This is a genomic window from Cetobacterium sp., assembly GCF_051653945.1.
GTDB lineage: Bacteria > Fusobacteriota > Fusobacteriia > Fusobacteriales > Fusobacteriaceae > Cetobacterium_A.
Window position 1 is genome coordinate 98,229 of sequence record NZ_JBOFXD010000116.1, and the last position, 17,633, is coordinate 115,861.

The window sequence follows — 17,633 nt, forward strand, 5'->3', positions numbered from 1 at the left end:
AAAGAGGTGAGCTGTGTTATATATAGGGATAATATTTTTATTAGTATTCTTAGATCAAATATCCAAATATGAAATAGACACTTGGTTAGTAGAAGGAGAAACTTTCCCAATTTTGGGAGAGTTTTTCCATCTAACTTATGTAAAAAATAGAGGTATAGCTTTTGGAATGTTTCAAGGAAAACTTGATATAATCTCTATTTTAACAATCATTGTAATATTCGGATTAGGTTTTTACTTTTTTAAAAATAGAAATAAATTTTCGGTTATTGAGAAGTTAGGGTATTCGTTTATTTTAGGTGGAGCAATTGGAAATATTATTGATAGAATCTACAGAGGATTTGTTATTGATATGATTGACTTTAGAGGAATATGGGTATTTGTCTTTAATTTAGCTGATGTTTGGATAAATATAGGAGTTATTTTAATAATAATAGATAGCTTACTAGATAGTAAAAGGAAAAAGAAAGATTAGGAGGAAGTGAAATGACATTTCAAGAGATGATATTTGCTCTTCAGCAGTATTGGAGTTCAAAAGGGTGTATCATTGGAAATCCATACGATATAGAAACAGGAGCTGGAACATTTAATCCAAATACATTTTTAATGTCTTTAGGACCAGAGCCGTGGAGTGTAGCATATGTTGAGCCATCAAGAAGACCAAAGGATGGTAGATATGGAGAAAATCCAAATAGAGTTTATCAACACCACCAATTTCAAGTTATAATGAAACCATCACCAGATAATATTCAAGAGCTTTATTTAGAATCGCTAAAAGTTTTAGGAATAGATCCTTTAAAACATGACATTCGTTTTGTTGAGGACGATTGGGAGTCACCAACATTAGGAGCATGGGGATTAGGATGGGAAGTATGGCTAGATGGAATGGAAGTAACTCAGTTTACATATTTCCAACAAGTTGGAGGATTAGAGTTAGAAGTTGTTCCTGTTGAAATAACATACGGATTAGAAAGATTAGCATTATATATTCAAAATAAAGAAAATGTGTATGATTTAGAGTGGGCACCAGGAATTAAATATGGGGATATGAGATATCAGTATGAATATGAAAATTCAAAATATTCATTTGAAGTAGCAGATTTAGAGAGCCACTTTAGATGGTTTGATGATTATGAAAAAGAAGCTGATAGAGCATTAAACGAAAACTTAGTAATGCCAGCATATGACTATGTTTTAAAATGTTCTCACACATTCAACGTTCTAGACTCAAGAGGAGCAATCTCTACAACAGAGAGAATGGCTTATATTTTAAGAGTTAGAAACCTAGCTAAAAGATGTGCAGAAGTATTTGTACAAAATAGAAAAGAACTAGGATACCCTTTACTGAAAAAAAAGTAAAAGGAAAAAAGAGGAGGAATAGAAAGTGAGATTACTTTTTGAAATAGGAATGGAAGAGTTACCTGCAAGATTCCTTGTTCAAACTCTAAAAGAGATGAAAGAGAACTTAGAAGGTAAGTTAAATGAAAAAAGAATAAAATTTGATGAAATAAAAACTTTTGGAACACCAAGAAGACTTGTTGTTTTAGTAGAAGGATTAGCAGAAGCTCAGGAAAGTTTGGATATTTTAAACATGGGACCTGCAAAGCAGGTTGCTTTTGGTGAAAATGGAGAGATTTCAAGAGCGGGATTAGGATTTGCTAAATCTCAAGGAGTAGAAGCTACAGATTTAGAAATCATAGAAACTCCTAAAGGTGAATATATAGCAGTTAGAAAGTTTTTAAAAGGTGAATGTACAAAAGCATTACTTTCAGATCTTTTAAAAGAACTGGTACTAGAGATTAACTTTCCTAAATCAATGAAGTGGGGAATGAAAAAATTAAAGTTTGCTAGACCAATCCAATGGTTCTTAGCTTTAGTGGATGAAGAGATAGTAAATCTTGAAATAGAAGGAATAAAAAGTGGAAGAGCATCTAGAGGACATAGATTCTTTGGAAGCAACTTTGAAGTATCTGCTATTGATGAATATTTTGAAAAAATAAAAGAAAATAATGTAATTATAGGTGTTGAAGAGAGAAAGAACTTAATTAAGAAACTTATAAAAGAAAAATGTGAGGATTCTAATGAGCAAGTTTTAATAGATGAAGATTTATTAAAAGAGGTTGCAAACTTAGTTGAATATCCATATCCAATAGTTGGAACATTTAATTCTGATTTCTTAGAGGTTCCTCAAGATGTTTTAATTATATCTATGCAAGTTCACCAAAGATATTTCCCTATTTTAGATTTAGAAGGAAAACTTTTACCTAAATTTGTTGTAATCAGAAATGGTATAGAAGATTCTGAACAAGTTAGAAAAGGAAATGAGAAGGTTTTATCTGCAAGACTTGCTGATGCAAGATTCTTCTACCACGAAGATTTAAAGAAGCCTCTAGTAGAAAATGTTGAGAAATTAAAACAAGTTGTATTCCAAAAAGATTTAGGTACTATATATAACAAAGTTGAGAGATCTCAAAAAATAGCAGATTATTTAATAGAAGCTACTGGAATGGAAACTAGAAAAGAAACAATTGATAGAACAATTTTATTAGCAAAAGCTGACTTAGTTTCTAATATGATTGGAGAAAAAGAGTTTACAAAACTTCAAGGATTTATGGGAGCGGACTATGCGCTAAAATCAGGAGAGTCTGAGTTAGTAGCAAAAGGAATTGAAGAGCATTATTATCCAAGATATCAAGGAGATCTTTTACCAAAAGGTGTAGAAGGAATTATAGCAGGAATATCTGATAGAATAGATACTCTTTGTGGATGTTTTGGTGTTGGAATAATTCCAAGTGGTTCTAAAGATCCATTTGCTTTAAGAAGAGCAGCCTTAGGAATTGTAAATATCGTTTTAGATTCAAACTTAAATATCTCTTTAAAAACTTTAGTAGAAAGAGCTTTAGATACCCTTGCAGTTGCTGGAGTATTAAAAAGAGATAAAGCTGAAGTTTTAAATGAAATAATGGAGTTCTTTAAGCAAAGAGCGTTAAATGTATTTACAGAAATGGGATATTCAAAGGACATTGTATCTGCAGTTGTAGATAAGAGTTTTGACAATTTAGTAGATACTCTATTAAGAATAAAAGCTGTTGATGAATTTACAAAAATGGATAGCTTCAATAACTTAGTTTCATTAATGAAAAGAGTTGGAAATATCTCTAAAGGGTTTGAAGGAGTTATGGTTGATCCTAATCTTTTAAAAGAGGATATAGAGAAAGAACTATTTGATAAATCACAAAAGGTTGCAAGAGATGCAAAAGAGATGTTAGTTGCTAAAAATTATATTGGGTACTTAAATGTACTTTTATCAACTGAAGATATTATCAATAAATACTTTGAAACTATAATGGTAATGGATAAAGATGAGGTTATAAAAAATAATAGATTATCACAGCTTAATTACATTGCTACAATCTTCAATAAAATGGTTAATTTGACATTGATCGAAGAGAAAAAATAAAAAAAATATTGACTAAATAATACAAATAATATATAATTTAGTTACAAAAAAAACAAAATCATCAAGAGAGACTGAGGGACTGGCCCTATGACGTTTCAGCAACCTACCTTAGAGGTGTGGTGCTAATTCCAGAAAGATGACCTATAAGAGCATAAAGCCTTTTATCTTTCTGGAGAGATAAAAGGCTTTTTTTATCTCTTTTGATTAATATTTAGGAGGAAACAATGAAAAATTTAACTTACTTTACTTCAGAGTGTGTATCACCAGGACATCCAGATAAAATAGCAGATCAAATATCAGATGCGGTATTAGATGCATGTATTAAAAATGATCCAGCAGCAAGAGTAGCTTGTGAGGTTTTCTGTACAACAGGTCAAGTTGTTGTAGGAGGAGAGATTACAACAACAACTTATATTGATATACAAGATATAGTTAGAAATAAAATAGATGAAATTGGATATAAGCAGGGAATGGGATTTGATTCAGATTGTGGAGTATTAAATGCAATTCACTCTCAATCACCAGATATCGCAATGGGTGTAGATGTAGGAGGAGCAGGAGATCAAGGAATAATGTTTGGTGGAGCTGTAAAAGAAACTCCAGAATTAATGCCATTAGCATTAGTTTTAGCAAGAGAGATTATTGTAAAGTTGACTAGATTGACAAGATCAAAAGAGTTATCATGGGCAAGACCAGATGCAAAATCTCAAGTTACATTAGCTTATGATGAAAATGGAAAAGTGGTAGGGGTAGATACTGTTGTAGTTTCAGTTCAGCATAATCCAGATGTAACTCAAGAGCAAATTCATAAAGATGTAAAAGAGTTAGTAATAAAGCCAGTTTTAGAAGCTTATAACTTAAGTGCAGAAGAAGTAAAAAATTATCACATAAATCCAACAGGAAGATTCGTAATTGGAGGACCACATGGAGATACAGGATTAACTGGAAGAAAAATAATCGTAGATACTTATGGTGGATTCTTTAGACATGGAGGAGGAGCTTTTTCTGGTAAAGATCCTTCAAAAGTTGATAGATCAGCTGCGTATGCAGCTAGATGGGTAGCAAAGAATATTGTTGCAGCAGACTTAGCTGATAAATGTGAAGTTCAGTTATCATATGCTATTGGAGTAGTTGAGCCAACATCTGTAAAAGTAGAAACATTTGGAACAGGAAAAGTGGATGAAATTAAACTAGCTGAAGCTGTTCAAAATGTATTTGATTTAACACCAAGAGGAATTGAAAGAGATTTAGAGTTAAGAAGTGGAAACTTTAATTATCAAGATTTGGCAGCTTTTGGTCATATTGGAAGAACAGATTTAGATTTACCTTGGGAAAGAGTAAATAAAGCTGAAGAGTTAAAAAAATATTTAAATAGATAATACTACACAAAAAAAGGGAAGAATAAACTTCCCTTTTTTTTATTTTAATGTTAAGCTATAAAAAAAGAGAGGAGAGGTGAATTATGAAATATTTATTTGTAAATTATCCCAAGTGTTCAACATGTGTAAAAGCTAAAAAATGGCTAGAAGAAAATGGTATAGAGTTTGAATCAAGACACATTGTTGAAAATAATCCAACAAAAGAGGATTTGAAAAAATGGATTGCTTTAAGTGGTCAACCAATAAAAAAATTTTTTAACACAAGTGGTATTCTTTATAGAGAAATGAACTTAAAAGAAAAAGTGGCTCAAAATAATGAAGAGGAACTTTTAGATATCCTTTCAACTAATGGAATGTTAGTAAAAAGACCTTTACTTGTAGGAAAAGATAGGGTTTTAATAGGATTTAAGGAAAAAGAGTGGGATGAGATAAAAAAATAAAAATATTGTTGACAAACAATAAAAAAAATGGTACTATTATTATGTAGCAGCAACGCAGAATATGCGAAGTTGCCCCGTTCGTTCAGTGGTAAGGACAATAGATTTTCACTCTATAAACAGGGGTTCGATTCCCCTACGGGGTACCATTTGGAAGCATAGCTCAGTTGGGAGAGCACCTGCCTTACAAGCAGGGGGTCACTGGTTCAAGTCCAGTTGTTTCCACCATTTAGATTTTAAAAGCACATATGTGCTTTTTTTTAATTTTTTGTAAAATAAAAAAGGGATAAATTTTGCTTAACCCTTTTTACAATTGTTTTTTCAAAAGATTAGTGGTATCTAATTTATATGATTCTTTATTGTTTAAAAAATTAAGAACATCTTCAGTTAAGTCGACTCCGCCATAAATTGTTGCACTTTTTTCAATGACCATCTCTAAATTTTTTTGTTTTCCGATTAAGATAGCAACAGAATCTATTTCGAATTTTATATCATAAATAAAATTTTGTTGGTCTTCTTGAAAAACTCTTTCAGAAATTTCGATTTTTTCTTGAAATTGTTTTTTTAAATCTAATAATTTTTTCTTGTCTTCTTCTTTAATTTTTGAATTTGATTTGATAATTTTCTCTTGTTCCAATAAACTTTGTCTTAATCCTTCAATTTCTGAATTTAACTCTAATCTTTTATTTTCAAGTTTTTCTTCCATTTCAAAACGCTTATTGTATTGACTAAAGATGTATTCAGAGTCTATAACTCCAATATTGAGTGCAAAGGCTGAAGTGGTCATAAAAAGCAATAGAAATAAAACATTCATATAAATACTCCTTTTTGTGGAATTTTATTCTTATTATACATTATTTTGCCAATATTTGATATAATATTTAAAAGAAAAATAAAAAGAGGGTGGAAAATTGAATAAGAAACTAAAAATATTTTTACTTTTGATACAGATATTTGGTATTGGGCTTTCTTTATATTATAGAAAATTTTTATTAACAGTAGCGGTTATTTTAATGTTAATATACAATCTATATGTTTTTTTTAAATGGAAAAAGATAAAAATGAAAAATAATTTTATATTGAGGTCTTTTATAGCTTCGGATATAATATTGTTTTGTTTTTTTGTTTTGATATTTAGAATGATTCAAATACAACTTTTTGATTCAAATAACTATAAAGAAGCGATAAGTAAGCAGGTAAATGTTGAAAGAAGAGAGGGTGGAGAAAGAGGAAATATATATGACTCCAAAGGAAAAGGGTTAGCGTATAGTATTAATATGTATGAGTTATCAGTAGATCCAAAAAGATTTGTTAAATCTTTAGAAGCTCCAGAGGCTTTGAAAGAGCTAGTGAATAAGAAGTATATAAGAGATAACTATAAACCCTTATTAAATACTATTAATAAGCTAGGAAAAGAAGAGAGAGTTTATAAAAGGTTAAATAGAAATATAGATGACGTAGAAAAAAAAGAGATTGAAGAGATTTTGGAGAAATATAAGATAAAAGGTAAAAATATTATATTTTTGAGTGGAAGAAAAGAAAGACGTTATTATAAGTCAGATCAATATTTCTTTTTAGTTGGAAATATTGGATTTAAAAAGGGAACAGAGAAAGAGGGAATTTTTGGAATAGAACTTTTTTATGAAAATTATTTAAAAGGAGATAAAATATCTAGAATTATTCCAAGTATTAGAAGTTTAGGAGTTGGATTGCCAACATCAAGTGCCAGAACAAAAGTTAATTTAGATGGTATGAATATTCATCTAACTGTGGATAATGATTTACAATATATCCTGAATGATGAAATGGAAAAGCAATATAGAAAAACAAATTCAGAAGAGGCATATGCTATTTTAATGGATCCAAATAATGGAAAGATATTAGCAACTTCATTTTTTAGAAAAAATAAAAAAAATGTAGCAAATCCAATATTTCAATCTCAAGTAGAGCCTGGTTCTATATTCAAACCTCTTATAATAGCAGCGGCATTACAAGAGAAAAAAATAAGAAGGAATACCAGTTTTGATATAGGAAATGGAACTATAACAAAATATAAACATACCATAAAAGAGAGTAGTAGAAGTGTAAAAGGCGTTTTAACAACAGAAGAGGTATTAAAAAAATCAAGTAACGTAGGTATGGTATTAATAGGGGATAAATTTACAAATGAAGAGTTTGACTCATATTTAGAAAAATTTGGATTATATGATAAAACAGGTGTTGATTACCCCTATGAAAAAAAGCCTAGAAGAGAATCGGTAAAAAGATGGGATGGATTGAAGAAAAGTACTATGTCATTTGGACAAGGAATTGCTGTAACACCAATTCAAATGATTACCGCTTTTTCAGCAGTAATCAATGGTGGGACAATGTATCAACCATATATAGTTGATAAAATAACAGATAAAGATGGCTTGGTAGTTAGAAGAAATTTACCTATACAAAAGGGAAAAGTAATAACAGAGGCAGTATCAAAAGAGATGAGAGCGATGATGGAGCTAGCTGTATTAGATGGAACAGTAAAAAAGGCACATGTAGATGATTATAGAATTGGTGGAAAGACAGGAACAGCTCAGTACAGTGAGCATGGAAGATATGTAAAACATGAGTATCTATCATCTGTAATGGGATTTTTTCCTGTAGAAAAACCTCAATATATATTGTTAGCTATGTTTTTTAAACCTCAAGGAGATATTTTATATGCTAAATATGGTGGAACATCAGCGGCACCTGTTTTAGGAGAAGTTGTAAAAAGAGTGACAAAATTAAAAAATATTTATTCACAAAAAATAGAGAATATAAAAGTACAGGGAAAGAAAAGTTTAAGAAGTATAGAAAATAACGAAGAGTTGCTTATAATGCCAGATTTAAAAGGATTAAGTGCTAGAGAGGTTATTGAGATTTTCAAAGGTAGTGATATTGAAATTGAATTGACGGGAACAGGAGTTGTAAAAAGTCAAAGTTTAGAGCCTCAAAAAGAGTTAGTAGATGTAAAGAAAATAAAAATAAAATTAGACTAGGAGAAAGTAATGAGATATTATAGTGTCTATATAGAAAAGACAAAGGATTTCTATACTTATGCCAGTGATGAAGAAAATATAAATATTGGGGACAGAGTTTTGGTGTCTTTTAGAAATAAAGATAAAGTTGGATTAATTATTGAAGAGGAAAAAGATAAAGATTATACTTTTAAAGTTTTAAAAATAAAAAAAATATTACATGAAGAGTTAAACTTTTCTAACAATTTTATAAAATTATTGTTATGGATAAAAGATTATTATATGAGTCCATTTGATCAAGTTTTTTCTACTGCAGTACCAGCTGGAGTAAAAGTAAAATATGAGGATATATATAGACCTAAAAATCTTAATTCTATTTTAGCTAGAGATGAAGTTTTGGAGTATTTTTGGAAAAAAAGTTTAGTTAGAAAAAAAACACTAGTTGATAGATTTTCAAAAATTAAAGTACAGGAATTTTTAGATAAAGATTATTTAAAAAATGAAGATGGTTGGTATAAATTAGAACAAAAAAATGAAGATTTAGAATTGAAGTTATATTTTCAGGAGAGAGTAGAGGTCGGAAAATTAACTTTGGAAAAGAAATTTGATAAAAAAATTATAGAAAATCATTTGAAAAATGATACATTGATATTTGAGAGAAAAATAAAAAGCTTTAATGAAGAAAAATTTAAAAAAGAGATTGAAAAAGAAAAATTTAGAGAAGATACTGAATTAAACTTAGAACAAGAAAAAATAAAAAATGGTATTGAAACTTCAAATAAAAGACATTTTTTAATAAGAGGGGTAACAGGATCAGGAAAAACTGAGATATATATACATCTTATAAAGAGAGCTTTAGAGAATGAGAAAGGCTCAATATTTTTAGTTCCAGAGATATCTTTAACTCCTCAAATGATAAAAAGATTTAAAAAAGAATTTGGAGAGAGAGTGGCTATACTTCATAGTAGGCTTTCAAGTGTAGAAAGGGCTAAAGAATGGTATAGTATATATACAGGTGATAAAAGAGTTGTTTTAGGGGTTCGTTCAGCTATCTTTGCTCCTGTAAAAAATCTTGAATATATTATTGTAGACGAAGAGCATGAAAATAGTTATAAACAAGACAGTACACCAAGATATAATGCAAAGTATGTAGCTATAAAAAAAGCGGAGTTAGAGAATGCAAAAGTAGTTTTAGGTTCAGCAACACCATCAATCGAAAGTTATTATTATGCGAAAAAAGGGATATTTCAACTTTTTGAGATAGATCATAGATATAAGGATGCAAAATTACCAGAGATAGAGATTGTAGATATGAAAGAGGAGAAAGATAGCTTTTTTAGTGAAAGACTTTTAGAGGAGATAAGAGGAGCACTTTTAAGAAAAGAACAGATAATACTTCTTCTAAATAGAAAAGGTTATTCTACACTAGTTCAATGCCAAGATTGTGGACATATGGAAGAGTGTGAACATTGTTCTATAAAATTAAATTATTACGCAAGTAACAATAGATTGAAATGTAACTATTGTGGTGTATCAAAAAGATTTTTAGGTCATTGCTCTAAATGTGGAAGCAAAAATATATCTTTCAGTGGGCGTGGAGTTGAAAGGGTAGAAGAGGAACTAAGGAAAAGATTTCCTGTAAATATAATTAGAGTGGATGGAGATGTTTCAAAAGAAAAGAATTTTTACGAAAATATGTATAATGATTTCTTAGGTGGGAAATACGATATTATGATTGGAACTCAAATGATATCTAGAGGGTTGCACTTTCCTAATGTTACTTTAGTTGGGGTTATAAATGCTGATACAATTATGAGCATACCTGATTTTAGATCTGGAGAAAGAACATACCAGATGATAACTCAAGTAGCAGGTAGAGCTGGAAGAGGAGAAAAAAAGGGAAAAGTCATAATTCAAACTTATCAACCTGAAAATTATATAATAGAAAAGATTCAAGAAAATAGTTATATAAATTTTTATGAGAAAGAGATAGAAAAAAGAGAGATTCTTCTTTATCCACCATTTTCAAAAATAATAAATATTGGGATATCATCCAATGAAGAGGATGGATTGGAAGAGTATTGCCATATGATATTTAAAGAGATTGAAAATGAAAAAGTGGAGCTATATGGACCTATGAAATCTTTAGTTTATAAGGTGAAAGGAAGATATAGATGTAACATATTTATAAAAGGGGACAGAAGAGAGATCAATGATTATAAAATATTTTTAGAAAATAAACTAAAAAAAATAGAGAATAAAAAATATAGAATAGTTGTTGATGTAGACCCGATTAATCTAATATGATATAATATATATTGAAAAAAAAGAGAATTGGAGGAAAATACATGTTATACGACATAAAAATATATGGAAATGAATGTTTAAGAACTGTAGCTGAGCCAGTAACAGAAATAACACCAGAGATACTTGAAATTTTAGATAATATGGTGGAAACAATGCACGAAGCTAATGGAGTAGGACTTGCAGCACCGCAAGTTGGAATAAGCAAAAGAATGTTTGTAATTGACGTTGGGGATGGGATTGTAAGAAAGATTATAAATCCAGAGTTAATAGAGTTATCAGATACTGTTGAAAATGTGGATGAAGGATGTTTAAGTGTCCCAGGAATTTATAAACCTGTAAAAAGATCAGTGACAGTAAAGATAAAGTATTTAAATGAAAAGGGTGAAGAGGTAATAGAAGAGGGAACAGAACTTTTAGGAAGAGCTTTTCAACACGAATATGACCATTTAGAAGCTATTTTATTTGTAGATAAAATATCACCAGTAGCTAAAAGAATGGTATCTAAAAAATTACAACTTTTGAAAAAAGAGGTAGGTAAAAACTAATGAAAAATCTGCTTTGGATAGTCCCGTTAGTTATACATTTTGCATTTTTAGGACAAAATATATTTAGATCATTTGTTAAAATCGATAAGTTAAAAATGGAGCAAGAGATAAAGATTAAACAAAAAAAAGAGATTGAAAACTTAATTGTTAGATATGATGAAATGATTGAGAATATAAATAATCCCTTTTACAGAGAAAAAGTAGCTAGGAATCAACTCCAAATGGTTTTACCAGGAGAAAAAATTTATAGATTAATTGAAACAAAGTAGGAGGAAAAATGAAAAGAGAGTTAGCTTTAGAGTTTGCTAGAGTTACAGAAGCAGCAGCCTTAGCAGCTTACAAATGGGTAGGTAGAGGAGATAAGGAGGCGGCAGATCAAGCAGCGGTAGACGCTATGAGAACTGTGCTAAATGGGATAAAGATTCAAGGGGAGATTGTAATAGGAGAGGGAGAGATTGATGAAGCTCCTATGCTATACATCGGTGAAAAGGTAGGAATAGATTCTCCTGAGAAAGAAAGATATTCGCAGGTGGATATCGCTGTAGATCCAGTTGAAGGAACAAGAATGACAGCACAAGGGCAAGCTAATGCAATAGCTGTTTTAGCAGTAGGAAACAAAGGGAGCTTTTTAAAAGCACCAGATATGTATATGGAAAAATTAATAGTAGGACCTGAAGCGAAAGGTGTAATTGATTTGTCAAAACCTTTAATGGAAAATATAGATAATATCTGTAAAGCTTTAAACAAGCCATTAAATGAGCTAACGGTAGTAGTATTAGATAAACCAAGACATAAAACTATAATAAAAGATCTACAAGATTTAAACATTAAAGTTTATGCTTTACCAGATGGAGATGTAGCTGGTTCAATATTAACATCAGTTGTAGATTCAGATGTAGATGTACTTTATGGTATAGGTGGAGCTCCAGAGGGTGTTATATCAGCTGCTGTAATCAAAGCTTTAGGTGGAGATATGCAAGCTAGATTAAAATTAAGAAGTGAAGTAAAAGGTGTGTCATTGGAAAATGATAAAATATCTGCATATGAAAAGTCTAGATGTGAAGAGATGGGACTAAGAGTAGGAGATGTTTTAAAGATGGATGATCTTGTAAAAGATGATGAAGTTATTTTCTCAGCAACAGGAATAACAAGTGGAGATCTTTTAGAAGGTGTAAAAAGAAAAGGAAATATAGCTAGAACTCAAACTTTAGTTATAAGAGGAAAAAGTAAAACAGTTAGATATATAAATGCTGTTCATAACTTAGACTATAAACCTGAAGATATAATGGAACTAGTAAAATAATTAAATAATAATTGAATAGAAAAGTAGAGAGTATTCTCTACTTTTCTTCGTTATTGAATGAGGAGGAGAAATGTTTTTTTATGATGATTTTATAAAAAAAATAGAAAAGACAAAAGTACAATATAAACCACTGAAGAAGTATACTCTTGAAGGTAAAAAAATGATTGTATGGTTAGGAACAGGATTACCACTTATATTAATTGGAGCTCTTCAAGGGTATATAGGGTATACAAAGAATTTTAGCGTACCATACATAGGAATAGCGGCATTACTATTATTCTTAGGATTTAAACATTTAAAAAATATTTTTAAATATAAAATAATTTTAGATTGTGAGAATAAAAAGATTGTAGGTCAAGGATTGAACCTATCTTTTGATGAAATAGATACATGTACTATGAAAGAGGGAGTAGTAGGAAAAGGAAATAGATTACAAGTTATAATAAGAATAGTTACAATTGATAAAAGAGAGATAATTATACCTTTAATTATGGGAAATAAAATTGATTTTATCTGTACTTTAAAGGATGAACTAAAGGGTAAGTTTTCAATAATAAAGGGATAGGAGTGATTCTATGAAAAAATTAACTTTTTTACTTTGTTTGTTTTTAATAAGTTTTTCTTTTTGTTTTAGTAAAGATGATAAGCGAGAGTTTAGAGGAGTTTGGATAGCAACAGTTGACAATATAAACTGGCCTTCTAAACAAGGATTAACTATTGAAGAACAAAAGCAAGAGTATATCGATATTTTAGATGAAATAAAAAGTTTGAATATGAATGCTATAATAATGCAGGTAAGACCTACAGCAGATAGATTTTATAAAAAAGTTAATAAAGAGCCATGGTCTAAGTATATAACTGGAGAAAGTGGAAAAGATCCAGGATATGATCCTTTAGAATTTTTTGTAGAGGAAGCTCATAAAAGAAATTTAGAATTTCATGCGTGGTTTAATCCATACAGAATAACATTAAAAAATAATGAAAAAATTCCTGAGAATCATATAGCAAAAAAAAATCCTACTTGGGTTATTGAGTATGGTGGAAAATATTATTATGATCCTGGAAATCCAAAAGCTAGAGAGTTTACAGAGGATGTTATAGTTGATGTTGTAAAAAACTACAATATAGATGGTGTCCATATGGATGATTATTTTTATCCATACCCAGTATTAGATAAAAATAAAAAAGTTGTTCCTTTTGGAGATACTAAATCTTATAAACTATATGGAAAAGGAATGAAACTTGAGGACTGGAGAAGAAAAAATACAGATACCTTCGTAATGGAATTATCGAAAAAAATAAAAAAAGTAAAACCTTATGTAAAGTTTGGAATAAGTCCTTTTGGAGTTTGGAGAAATAACGATAAAGATTCAACTGGATCAGCAACAAGAGCAGGGGCAGAAAATTATGATACTTTATATGCAGATACAAGAACGTGGATACAAAACGAATGGATAGATTATATAGTTCCACAAATATATTGGGATTTTAATTTAAAAGTTGCTCAATACGATATTTTAGTTAATTGGTGGATAGATGAAGTTAAAAATAGCAATGTTCATTTGTATATAGGTCATGCAGCTTATAAAATTGGAAGTAATAAAGCTTGGAAAAACGAGGATGAACTTATAGACCAGATAAAGTATAATAGAAATTTTGAGAATGTCCATGGAAGTGTATTTTTTGGATTTGATAAGATTCAAAAAAATAGCTTAAATATTAAAACAAATTTAAAGGAAAAAGTTTACGATAAACAGATATTACCTCCAACAAGTCCGTGGATAGATACTGTAGCTCCAAAACCAGTGACTAATATAAAGGCAGAGCTTATAAAAGAGGGAGTTCTTTTGACTTGGAGTGATCCAGCTAATAACTATGCAGACTATTATGCCATATATAGAAGTACAGATAAAGATTTTGATGAAAAAAATTCTAAATATCTTTTAACTACTGTAAAAAGAAAGTATGGATTGAAGTATTTAGATAAAAATATTGAAAAAAATAAGACTTATTATTATAAAATAGCTCCAGTAGATAGAGTTCATAATCAAGGTGAAGTGAAGGAAAAAATTATTTTAAAAAAATAAAAAAGTTTGTTGACAAAGAGTATTAAATGTGGTACTATATTTTTGTAAGTGATGCGGGAGTAGCTCAGTTGGTAGAGCGTCAGCCTTCCAAGCTGAATGTCGCGAGTTCGACCCTCGTCTCCCGCTCCATACAAAGATGCGTCATTAGCTCAGATGGTAGAGCACACGACTTTTAATCGTGTTGTCACTGGTTCGAGCCCAGTATGACGCACCATTTACCACTGCCCCGTTCGTTCAGTGGTAAGGACAATAGATTTTCACTCTATAAACAGGGGTTCGATTCCCCTACGGGGTACCATTGGAAGCATAGCTCAGTTGGGAGAGCACCTGCCTTACAAGCAGGGGGTCACTGGTTCAAGTCCAGTTGTTTCCACCATTAATGGGGGTGTAGCTCAGTTGGTTAGAGCGCATGCCTGTCACGCATGAGGTCGCGAGTTCGACCCTCGTCACTCCCGCCATTAATTTTTTATAAAGTAAATAAAAGCCGCTTTAGCTCATCTGGTAGAGCAACTGACTTGTAATCAGTAGGTGATTGGTTCGACTCCGATAAGCGGCACCACTGCGAGGGTGGCGGAATTGGCAGACGCACCAGACTTAGGATCTGGCGTTTCGACGTGAGGGTTCAAGTCCCTCCTCTCGCACCACTTTATGACTGATAACAGTAGACTTCAACGAAGTCTACTTTTTTTTTATCCAAATCTTAATTGCTTGAAAACTATATATCTCTATGGTACAATAATATGAAAAAAGTTTAATAAAAAGGTGCTTGAATGAAAAAAATAAAGTGGTTATTTAGTTTTAAATATATATATATAATTTCATTGATTTACTTTTTTTTAGGATATTTTTATCCTAATCTTTTGCAAATAAATAATATATATCTATATATAAAAGAGTATTTTGGAATATATGAAAAGTTACTTTGGATATTTTTAGTAGGATACGGTTTTTCAATGTTTATGAAAAATCCAAATAAAAGAGTTGTTTTGAAAACGAGATTATTTTTTATGATTATTTTAGGAATAGCTACAGGATATCTTTATTTATTAGATAGTTTAAAAGAACAAACAGAAAGAACAATAGATTCAACTCAACAGTATGTTATTCAAGTTGGTCTATTAAATATTAATTTAGGTTATATTGAATTATATACATTTTTAAAGATATTTCCAAATGTTAAAACTAATGTGTTTGTAGGTAGTTTGATTTTTATAATTTTTCTTTCTGTGATTGTAATTTGTGGAAAAATGATAAGAAAATTAATTGTATCAGTTATTAATTTTTTTAAAGGACAAATCCTTAGAGTCAGAGAGGAAAAAAGATTAAAAGAGGAGCAAATTAGATTAGAGAAACAAGCTAAGTTAGAAAAAGATATCTATGATGAAATATGTAGTATTCAAAAAGCTTATCAGGAAAAAGATCATTTAGAAATGGAAATAGATAAAGAAAGGATAGATGAAGACGATGATACTAGCATCCAAATCTCCGAGAAGGAAAGAGATATTAGCACAGTTGGGATTTCAACTGCAAATTGAAAGTAAAGATATAGAAGAAAAAAGTGATGAAGTAGAGATTGTAGAACAAATAAAAGATATTTCTTTAAAAAAGGTTATGGCAGTGGCTGTAGAAAATCCCAAAGAGTTTGTTGTAGGAGCTGATACAGTTGTTGTGATAGATGGGAAAGTTTTGGGAAAACCTAAGAGTGAAATGGATGCTGAAAAAATGTTAAAATCTCTTTCTGGAAAAAGCCATGAAGTGATAACGGCTTATACATTGATAAATTTAGAAAAAAACATAAAAATAACAAATTCTGTAGAGAGCACGGTTTATTTTAAGCAGATCAGTGATGAAGAGATAGAATGGTATATAAAAAGTGGAGAGCCTATGGACAAAGCTGGGGCTTATGGGATTCAAGGATTAGGTTCAATTTTTGTAGATAAAATAGATGGAGATTTCTTTGCAATTATGGGGTTTCCAATAAATCATTTTATAAAAACTTTAAACGAGTTAAAAATACCAATAGAAAGTTTAAATAAAATATAAATTAATTTAAGGAGAGTTGTAATGAAAAAAATATTTGGAAAAGTTTTAGGAATATTTTCAGATGATTTAGGAATAGATTTAGGAACTTCAAATACATTAATCTGTGTAAAAAATAAAGGAGTTATAATGAATGCTCCATCAGTTGTAGCTATAAATACAAAAACAAAAGAGATTTTTGAAGTTGGAGATAAAGCTAAGCAGATGATTGGAAGAACACCTCATACAGTTGAGGCTATAAGACCACTAAAAAATGGAGTTATTGCAGATTATGAAATAACAGAGAAAATGTTAAGAGAGTTTTATAAAGTTGTAAATAGAGGAAGAAGTTTATCAAGCCCAAGAGTTATTATCTGTGTTCCAGCAGGAGTAACTCAAGTTGAAAAAAGAGCTGTTATGGATGTGACAAGAGAAGCAGGGGCAAGAGAAGCATACTTAATAGAGGAACCTATGGCAGCAGCAATTGGAATTGGATTAAATATATTTGAGCCTGAAGGGAATATGGTTGTTGATATTGGCGGTGGAACTACTGAAATTGGAGTAATATCTTTAGCAGGGATAGTAAAAACATCATCTCTAAAAATAGCTGGAGATAAATTTGATTCTTTAATTATAGATTACATCAGACAAAAACATAATCTGTTTATTGGAGAAAAAACAGCTGAAGAGATAAAAATAGCTGTTGGAGCAGTAACAGATTTAGAAGAGGATATTTTTATTGAAATTAGTGGAAGAAACGCATTAAGTGGATTACCTAAAAATGTAAAAGTTTATTCATCTGAAATTGCTGAAGCTTTAGAAGAAGCTGTAGTTTTAATAATAGAAGAGATAAAGGGTATTCTTGAAAAAACTCCACCAGAATTATCTTCTGATATAAAAAGAAAAGGAATCTATTTAGCTGGAGGAGGAGCTCTATTGAGAGGAATTGATAAGAGAATAGCTGAGAGCTTAAGTTTAGAAGTTACTGTTGCAGAAGATCCTTTAAATGCAGTTGTAAACGGAATTCAACAACTTTTAAAAGAATTTGATAAATATAAAAGAGTTTTAATTTCTCCTGAAAGTGACTATTAAAAAGAGGC

General features: G+C 30.2%; 16 protein-coding genes, 9 tRNA genes and 1 riboswitch. Of the genes, 24 read left to right on the forward strand and 1 reads right to left on the reverse strand.

Going from position 1 to position 17,633, the window contains the following annotated elements:
• The first annotated feature begins 13 nt into the window (after positions 1-13).
• From lspA to ACRC8M_RS12615, 7 genes are all read left to right on the forward strand, one after another.
• Positions 14-472, forward strand: coding sequence for a signal peptidase II (lspA, locus tag ACRC8M_RS12585; protein WP_438529457.1), 459 nt, complete (start codon positions 14-16; stop codon positions 470-472).
• Between the two features lie 11 nt (positions 473-483).
• Positions 484-1,356, forward strand: a complete 873-nt coding sequence (gene glyQ / locus ACRC8M_RS12590; protein ID WP_438529458.1) for a glycine--tRNA ligase subunit alpha — start codon at positions 484-486, stop codon at positions 1,354-1,356.
• A 25-nt stretch (positions 1,357-1,381) separates the two neighbouring features.
• Positions 1,382-3,457: a glycine--tRNA ligase subunit beta gene (glyS, locus tag ACRC8M_RS12595; protein WP_438529459.1), complete on the forward strand. Its 2,076-nt coding sequence runs from the start codon at positions 1,382-1,384 to the stop codon at positions 3,455-3,457.
• 55 nt (positions 3,458-3,512) lie between these two features.
• A riboswitch (SAM riboswitch) is annotated at positions 3,513-3,600 on the forward strand.
• Between the two features lie 81 nt (positions 3,601-3,681).
• Positions 3,682-4,836, forward strand: coding sequence for a methionine adenosyltransferase (metK, locus tag ACRC8M_RS12600; RefSeq protein ID WP_438529460.1), 1,155 nt, complete (start codon positions 3,682-3,684; stop codon positions 4,834-4,836).
• 83 nt (positions 4,837-4,919) lie between these two features.
• Entirely contained in the window at positions 4,920-5,276 is a 357-nt protein-coding gene (locus ACRC8M_RS12605) for an arsenate reductase family protein (protein WP_438529461.1), read from the forward strand.
• Between the two features lie 71 nt (positions 5,277-5,347).
• Positions 5,348-5,422: transfer RNA gene (locus ACRC8M_RS12610), tRNA-Glu, on the forward strand.
• A gap of 3 nt (positions 5,423-5,425) precedes the next feature.
• A tRNA-Val gene (locus tag ACRC8M_RS12615) sits at positions 5,426-5,501 on the forward strand.
• Positions 5,502-5,580: 79 nt separating this feature from the next.
• Here the strand turns inward: ACRC8M_RS12615 and ACRC8M_RS12620 are convergent.
• The gene (locus tag ACRC8M_RS12620; protein WP_438529462.1) at positions 5,581-6,087 is read right to left on the reverse strand and encodes an OmpH family outer membrane protein; all 507 of its coding nucleotides are present in this window, start codon (positions 6,085-6,087) and stop codon (positions 5,581-5,583) included.
• Positions 6,088-6,184: 97 nt separating this feature from the next.
• Here ACRC8M_RS12620 and ACRC8M_RS12625 point away from each other — a divergent pair, with 97 nt between their 5' ends.
• The 17 genes from ACRC8M_RS12625 to ACRC8M_RS12705 all read left to right on the forward strand — a co-directional run bounded on the left by ACRC8M_RS12625 (position 6,185) and on the right by ACRC8M_RS12705 (position 17,625).
• Positions 6,185-8,293, forward strand: a complete 2,109-nt coding sequence (locus ACRC8M_RS12625; protein WP_438529463.1) for a penicillin-binding protein — start codon at positions 6,185-6,187, stop codon at positions 8,291-8,293.
• 9 nt (positions 8,294-8,302) lie between these two features.
• On the forward strand, positions 8,303-10,579 hold the full coding sequence (priA, locus tag ACRC8M_RS12630) for a replication restart helicase PriA (protein WP_438529464.1): 2,277 nt from the start codon (positions 8,303-8,305) through the stop codon (positions 10,577-10,579).
• 41 nt (positions 10,580-10,620) lie between these two features.
• On the forward strand, positions 10,621-11,124 hold the full coding sequence (gene def, locus ACRC8M_RS12635; protein ID WP_438529465.1) for a peptide deformylase: 504 nt from the start codon (positions 10,621-10,623) through the stop codon (positions 11,122-11,124).
• Positions 11,124-11,393 carry a septum formation initiator family protein gene (locus ACRC8M_RS12640; RefSeq protein WP_438529466.1) on the forward strand — a complete coding sequence of 90 codons (270 nt, stop codon included), beginning with the start codon at positions 11,124-11,126 and terminating at the stop codon, positions 11,391-11,393. The genes def and ACRC8M_RS12640 overlap by 1 nt, the downstream gene beginning before the upstream one ends.
• An 8-nt stretch (positions 11,394-11,401) precedes the next feature.
• Entirely contained in the window at positions 11,402-12,427 is a 1,026-nt protein-coding gene (gene glpX, locus ACRC8M_RS12645; RefSeq protein ID WP_438529467.1) for a class II fructose-bisphosphatase, read from the forward strand.
• Between the two features lie 70 nt (positions 12,428-12,497).
• Positions 12,498-12,992 carry a hypothetical protein gene (locus ACRC8M_RS12650; protein WP_438529468.1) on the forward strand — a complete coding sequence of 165 codons (495 nt, stop codon included), beginning with the start codon at positions 12,498-12,500 and terminating at the stop codon, positions 12,990-12,992.
• A 10-nt stretch (positions 12,993-13,002) separates the two neighbouring features.
• Positions 13,003-14,514 carry a glycoside hydrolase family 10 protein gene (locus ACRC8M_RS12655; RefSeq protein ID WP_438529469.1) on the forward strand — a complete coding sequence of 504 codons (1,512 nt, stop codon included), beginning with the start codon at positions 13,003-13,005 and terminating at the stop codon, positions 14,512-14,514.
• 53 nt (positions 14,515-14,567) lie between these two features.
• A tRNA-Gly gene (locus ACRC8M_RS12660) sits at positions 14,568-14,643 on the forward strand.
• 9 nt (positions 14,644-14,652) lie between these two features.
• A tRNA-Lys gene (locus ACRC8M_RS12665) sits at positions 14,653-14,728 on the forward strand.
• A gap of 9 nt (positions 14,729-14,737) precedes the next feature.
• Positions 14,738-14,812: transfer RNA gene (locus tag ACRC8M_RS12670), tRNA-Glu, on the forward strand.
• A 2-nt stretch (positions 14,813-14,814) separates the two neighbouring features.
• Positions 14,815-14,890, forward strand: a tRNA-Val gene (locus ACRC8M_RS12675).
• 5 nt (positions 14,891-14,895) lie between these two features.
• A tRNA-Asp gene (locus tag ACRC8M_RS12680) sits at positions 14,896-14,972 on the forward strand.
• A 25-nt stretch (positions 14,973-14,997) separates the two neighbouring features.
• Positions 14,998-15,073 (forward strand) — tRNA-Thr (locus ACRC8M_RS12685).
• A 2-nt stretch (positions 15,074-15,075) separates the two neighbouring features.
• Positions 15,076-15,158: transfer RNA gene (locus tag ACRC8M_RS12690), tRNA-Leu, on the forward strand.
• A gap of 126 nt (positions 15,159-15,284) precedes the next feature.
• The gene (locus tag ACRC8M_RS12695; RefSeq protein ID WP_438529470.1) at positions 15,285-16,049 is read left to right on the forward strand and encodes a hypothetical protein; all 765 of its coding nucleotides are present in this window, start codon (positions 15,285-15,287) and stop codon (positions 16,047-16,049) included.
• Positions 15,979-16,557, forward strand: a complete 579-nt coding sequence (locus ACRC8M_RS12700) for a Maf family protein (protein WP_438529471.1) — start codon at positions 15,979-15,981, stop codon at positions 16,555-16,557. Before ACRC8M_RS12695 ends, ACRC8M_RS12700 begins: the two co-directional genes overlap by 71 nt.
• Positions 16,558-16,578: 21 nt before the next feature.
• Complete coding sequence (locus tag ACRC8M_RS12705; RefSeq protein ID WP_438529472.1) at positions 16,579-17,625, forward strand: rod shape-determining protein; 1,047 nt, start codon at positions 16,579-16,581, stop codon at positions 17,623-17,625.
• Positions 17,626-17,633 lie beyond the last annotated feature (8 nt).

Coding starts and splice junctions, on each gene's coding strand:
- glyQ (WP_438529458.1), top strand. CDS start 484: ATGACATTTCAAGAGATGATATTTGCTCTTCAGCAGTATTGGAGTTCA.
- metK (WP_438529460.1), top strand. CDS start 3,682: ATGAAAAATTTAACTTACTTTACTTCAGAGTGTGTATCACCAGGACAT.
- ACRC8M_RS12605 (WP_438529461.1), top strand. CDS start 4,920: ATGAAATATTTATTTGTAAATTATCCCAAGTGTTCAACATGTGTAAAA.
- ACRC8M_RS12620 (WP_438529462.1), bottom strand. CDS start 6,087: ATGAATGTTTTATTTCTATTGCTTTTTATGACCACTTCAGCCTTTGCA.
- priA (WP_438529464.1), top strand. CDS start 8,303: ATGAGATATTATAGTGTCTATATAGAAAAGACAAAGGATTTCTATACT.
- def (WP_438529465.1), top strand. CDS start 10,621: ATGTTATACGACATAAAAATATATGGAAATGAATGTTTAAGAACTGTA.
- ACRC8M_RS12640 (WP_438529466.1), top strand. CDS start 11,124: ATGAAAAATCTGCTTTGGATAGTCCCGTTAGTTATACATTTTGCATTT.
- glpX (WP_438529467.1), top strand. CDS start 11,402: ATGAAAAGAGAGTTAGCTTTAGAGTTTGCTAGAGTTACAGAAGCAGCA.
- ACRC8M_RS12650 (WP_438529468.1), top strand. CDS start 12,498: ATGTTTTTTTATGATGATTTTATAAAAAAAATAGAAAAGACAAAAGTA.
- ACRC8M_RS12655 (WP_438529469.1), top strand. CDS start 13,003: ATGAAAAAATTAACTTTTTTACTTTGTTTGTTTTTAATAAGTTTTTCT.
- ACRC8M_RS12695 (WP_438529470.1), top strand. CDS start 15,285: ATGAAAAAAATAAAGTGGTTATTTAGTTTTAAATATATATATATAATT.
- ACRC8M_RS12700 (WP_438529471.1), top strand. CDS start 15,979: ATGATACTAGCATCCAAATCTCCGAGAAGGAAAGAGATATTAGCACAG.
- ACRC8M_RS12705 (WP_438529472.1), top strand. CDS start 16,579: ATGAAAAAAATATTTGGAAAAGTTTTAGGAATATTTTCAGATGATTTA.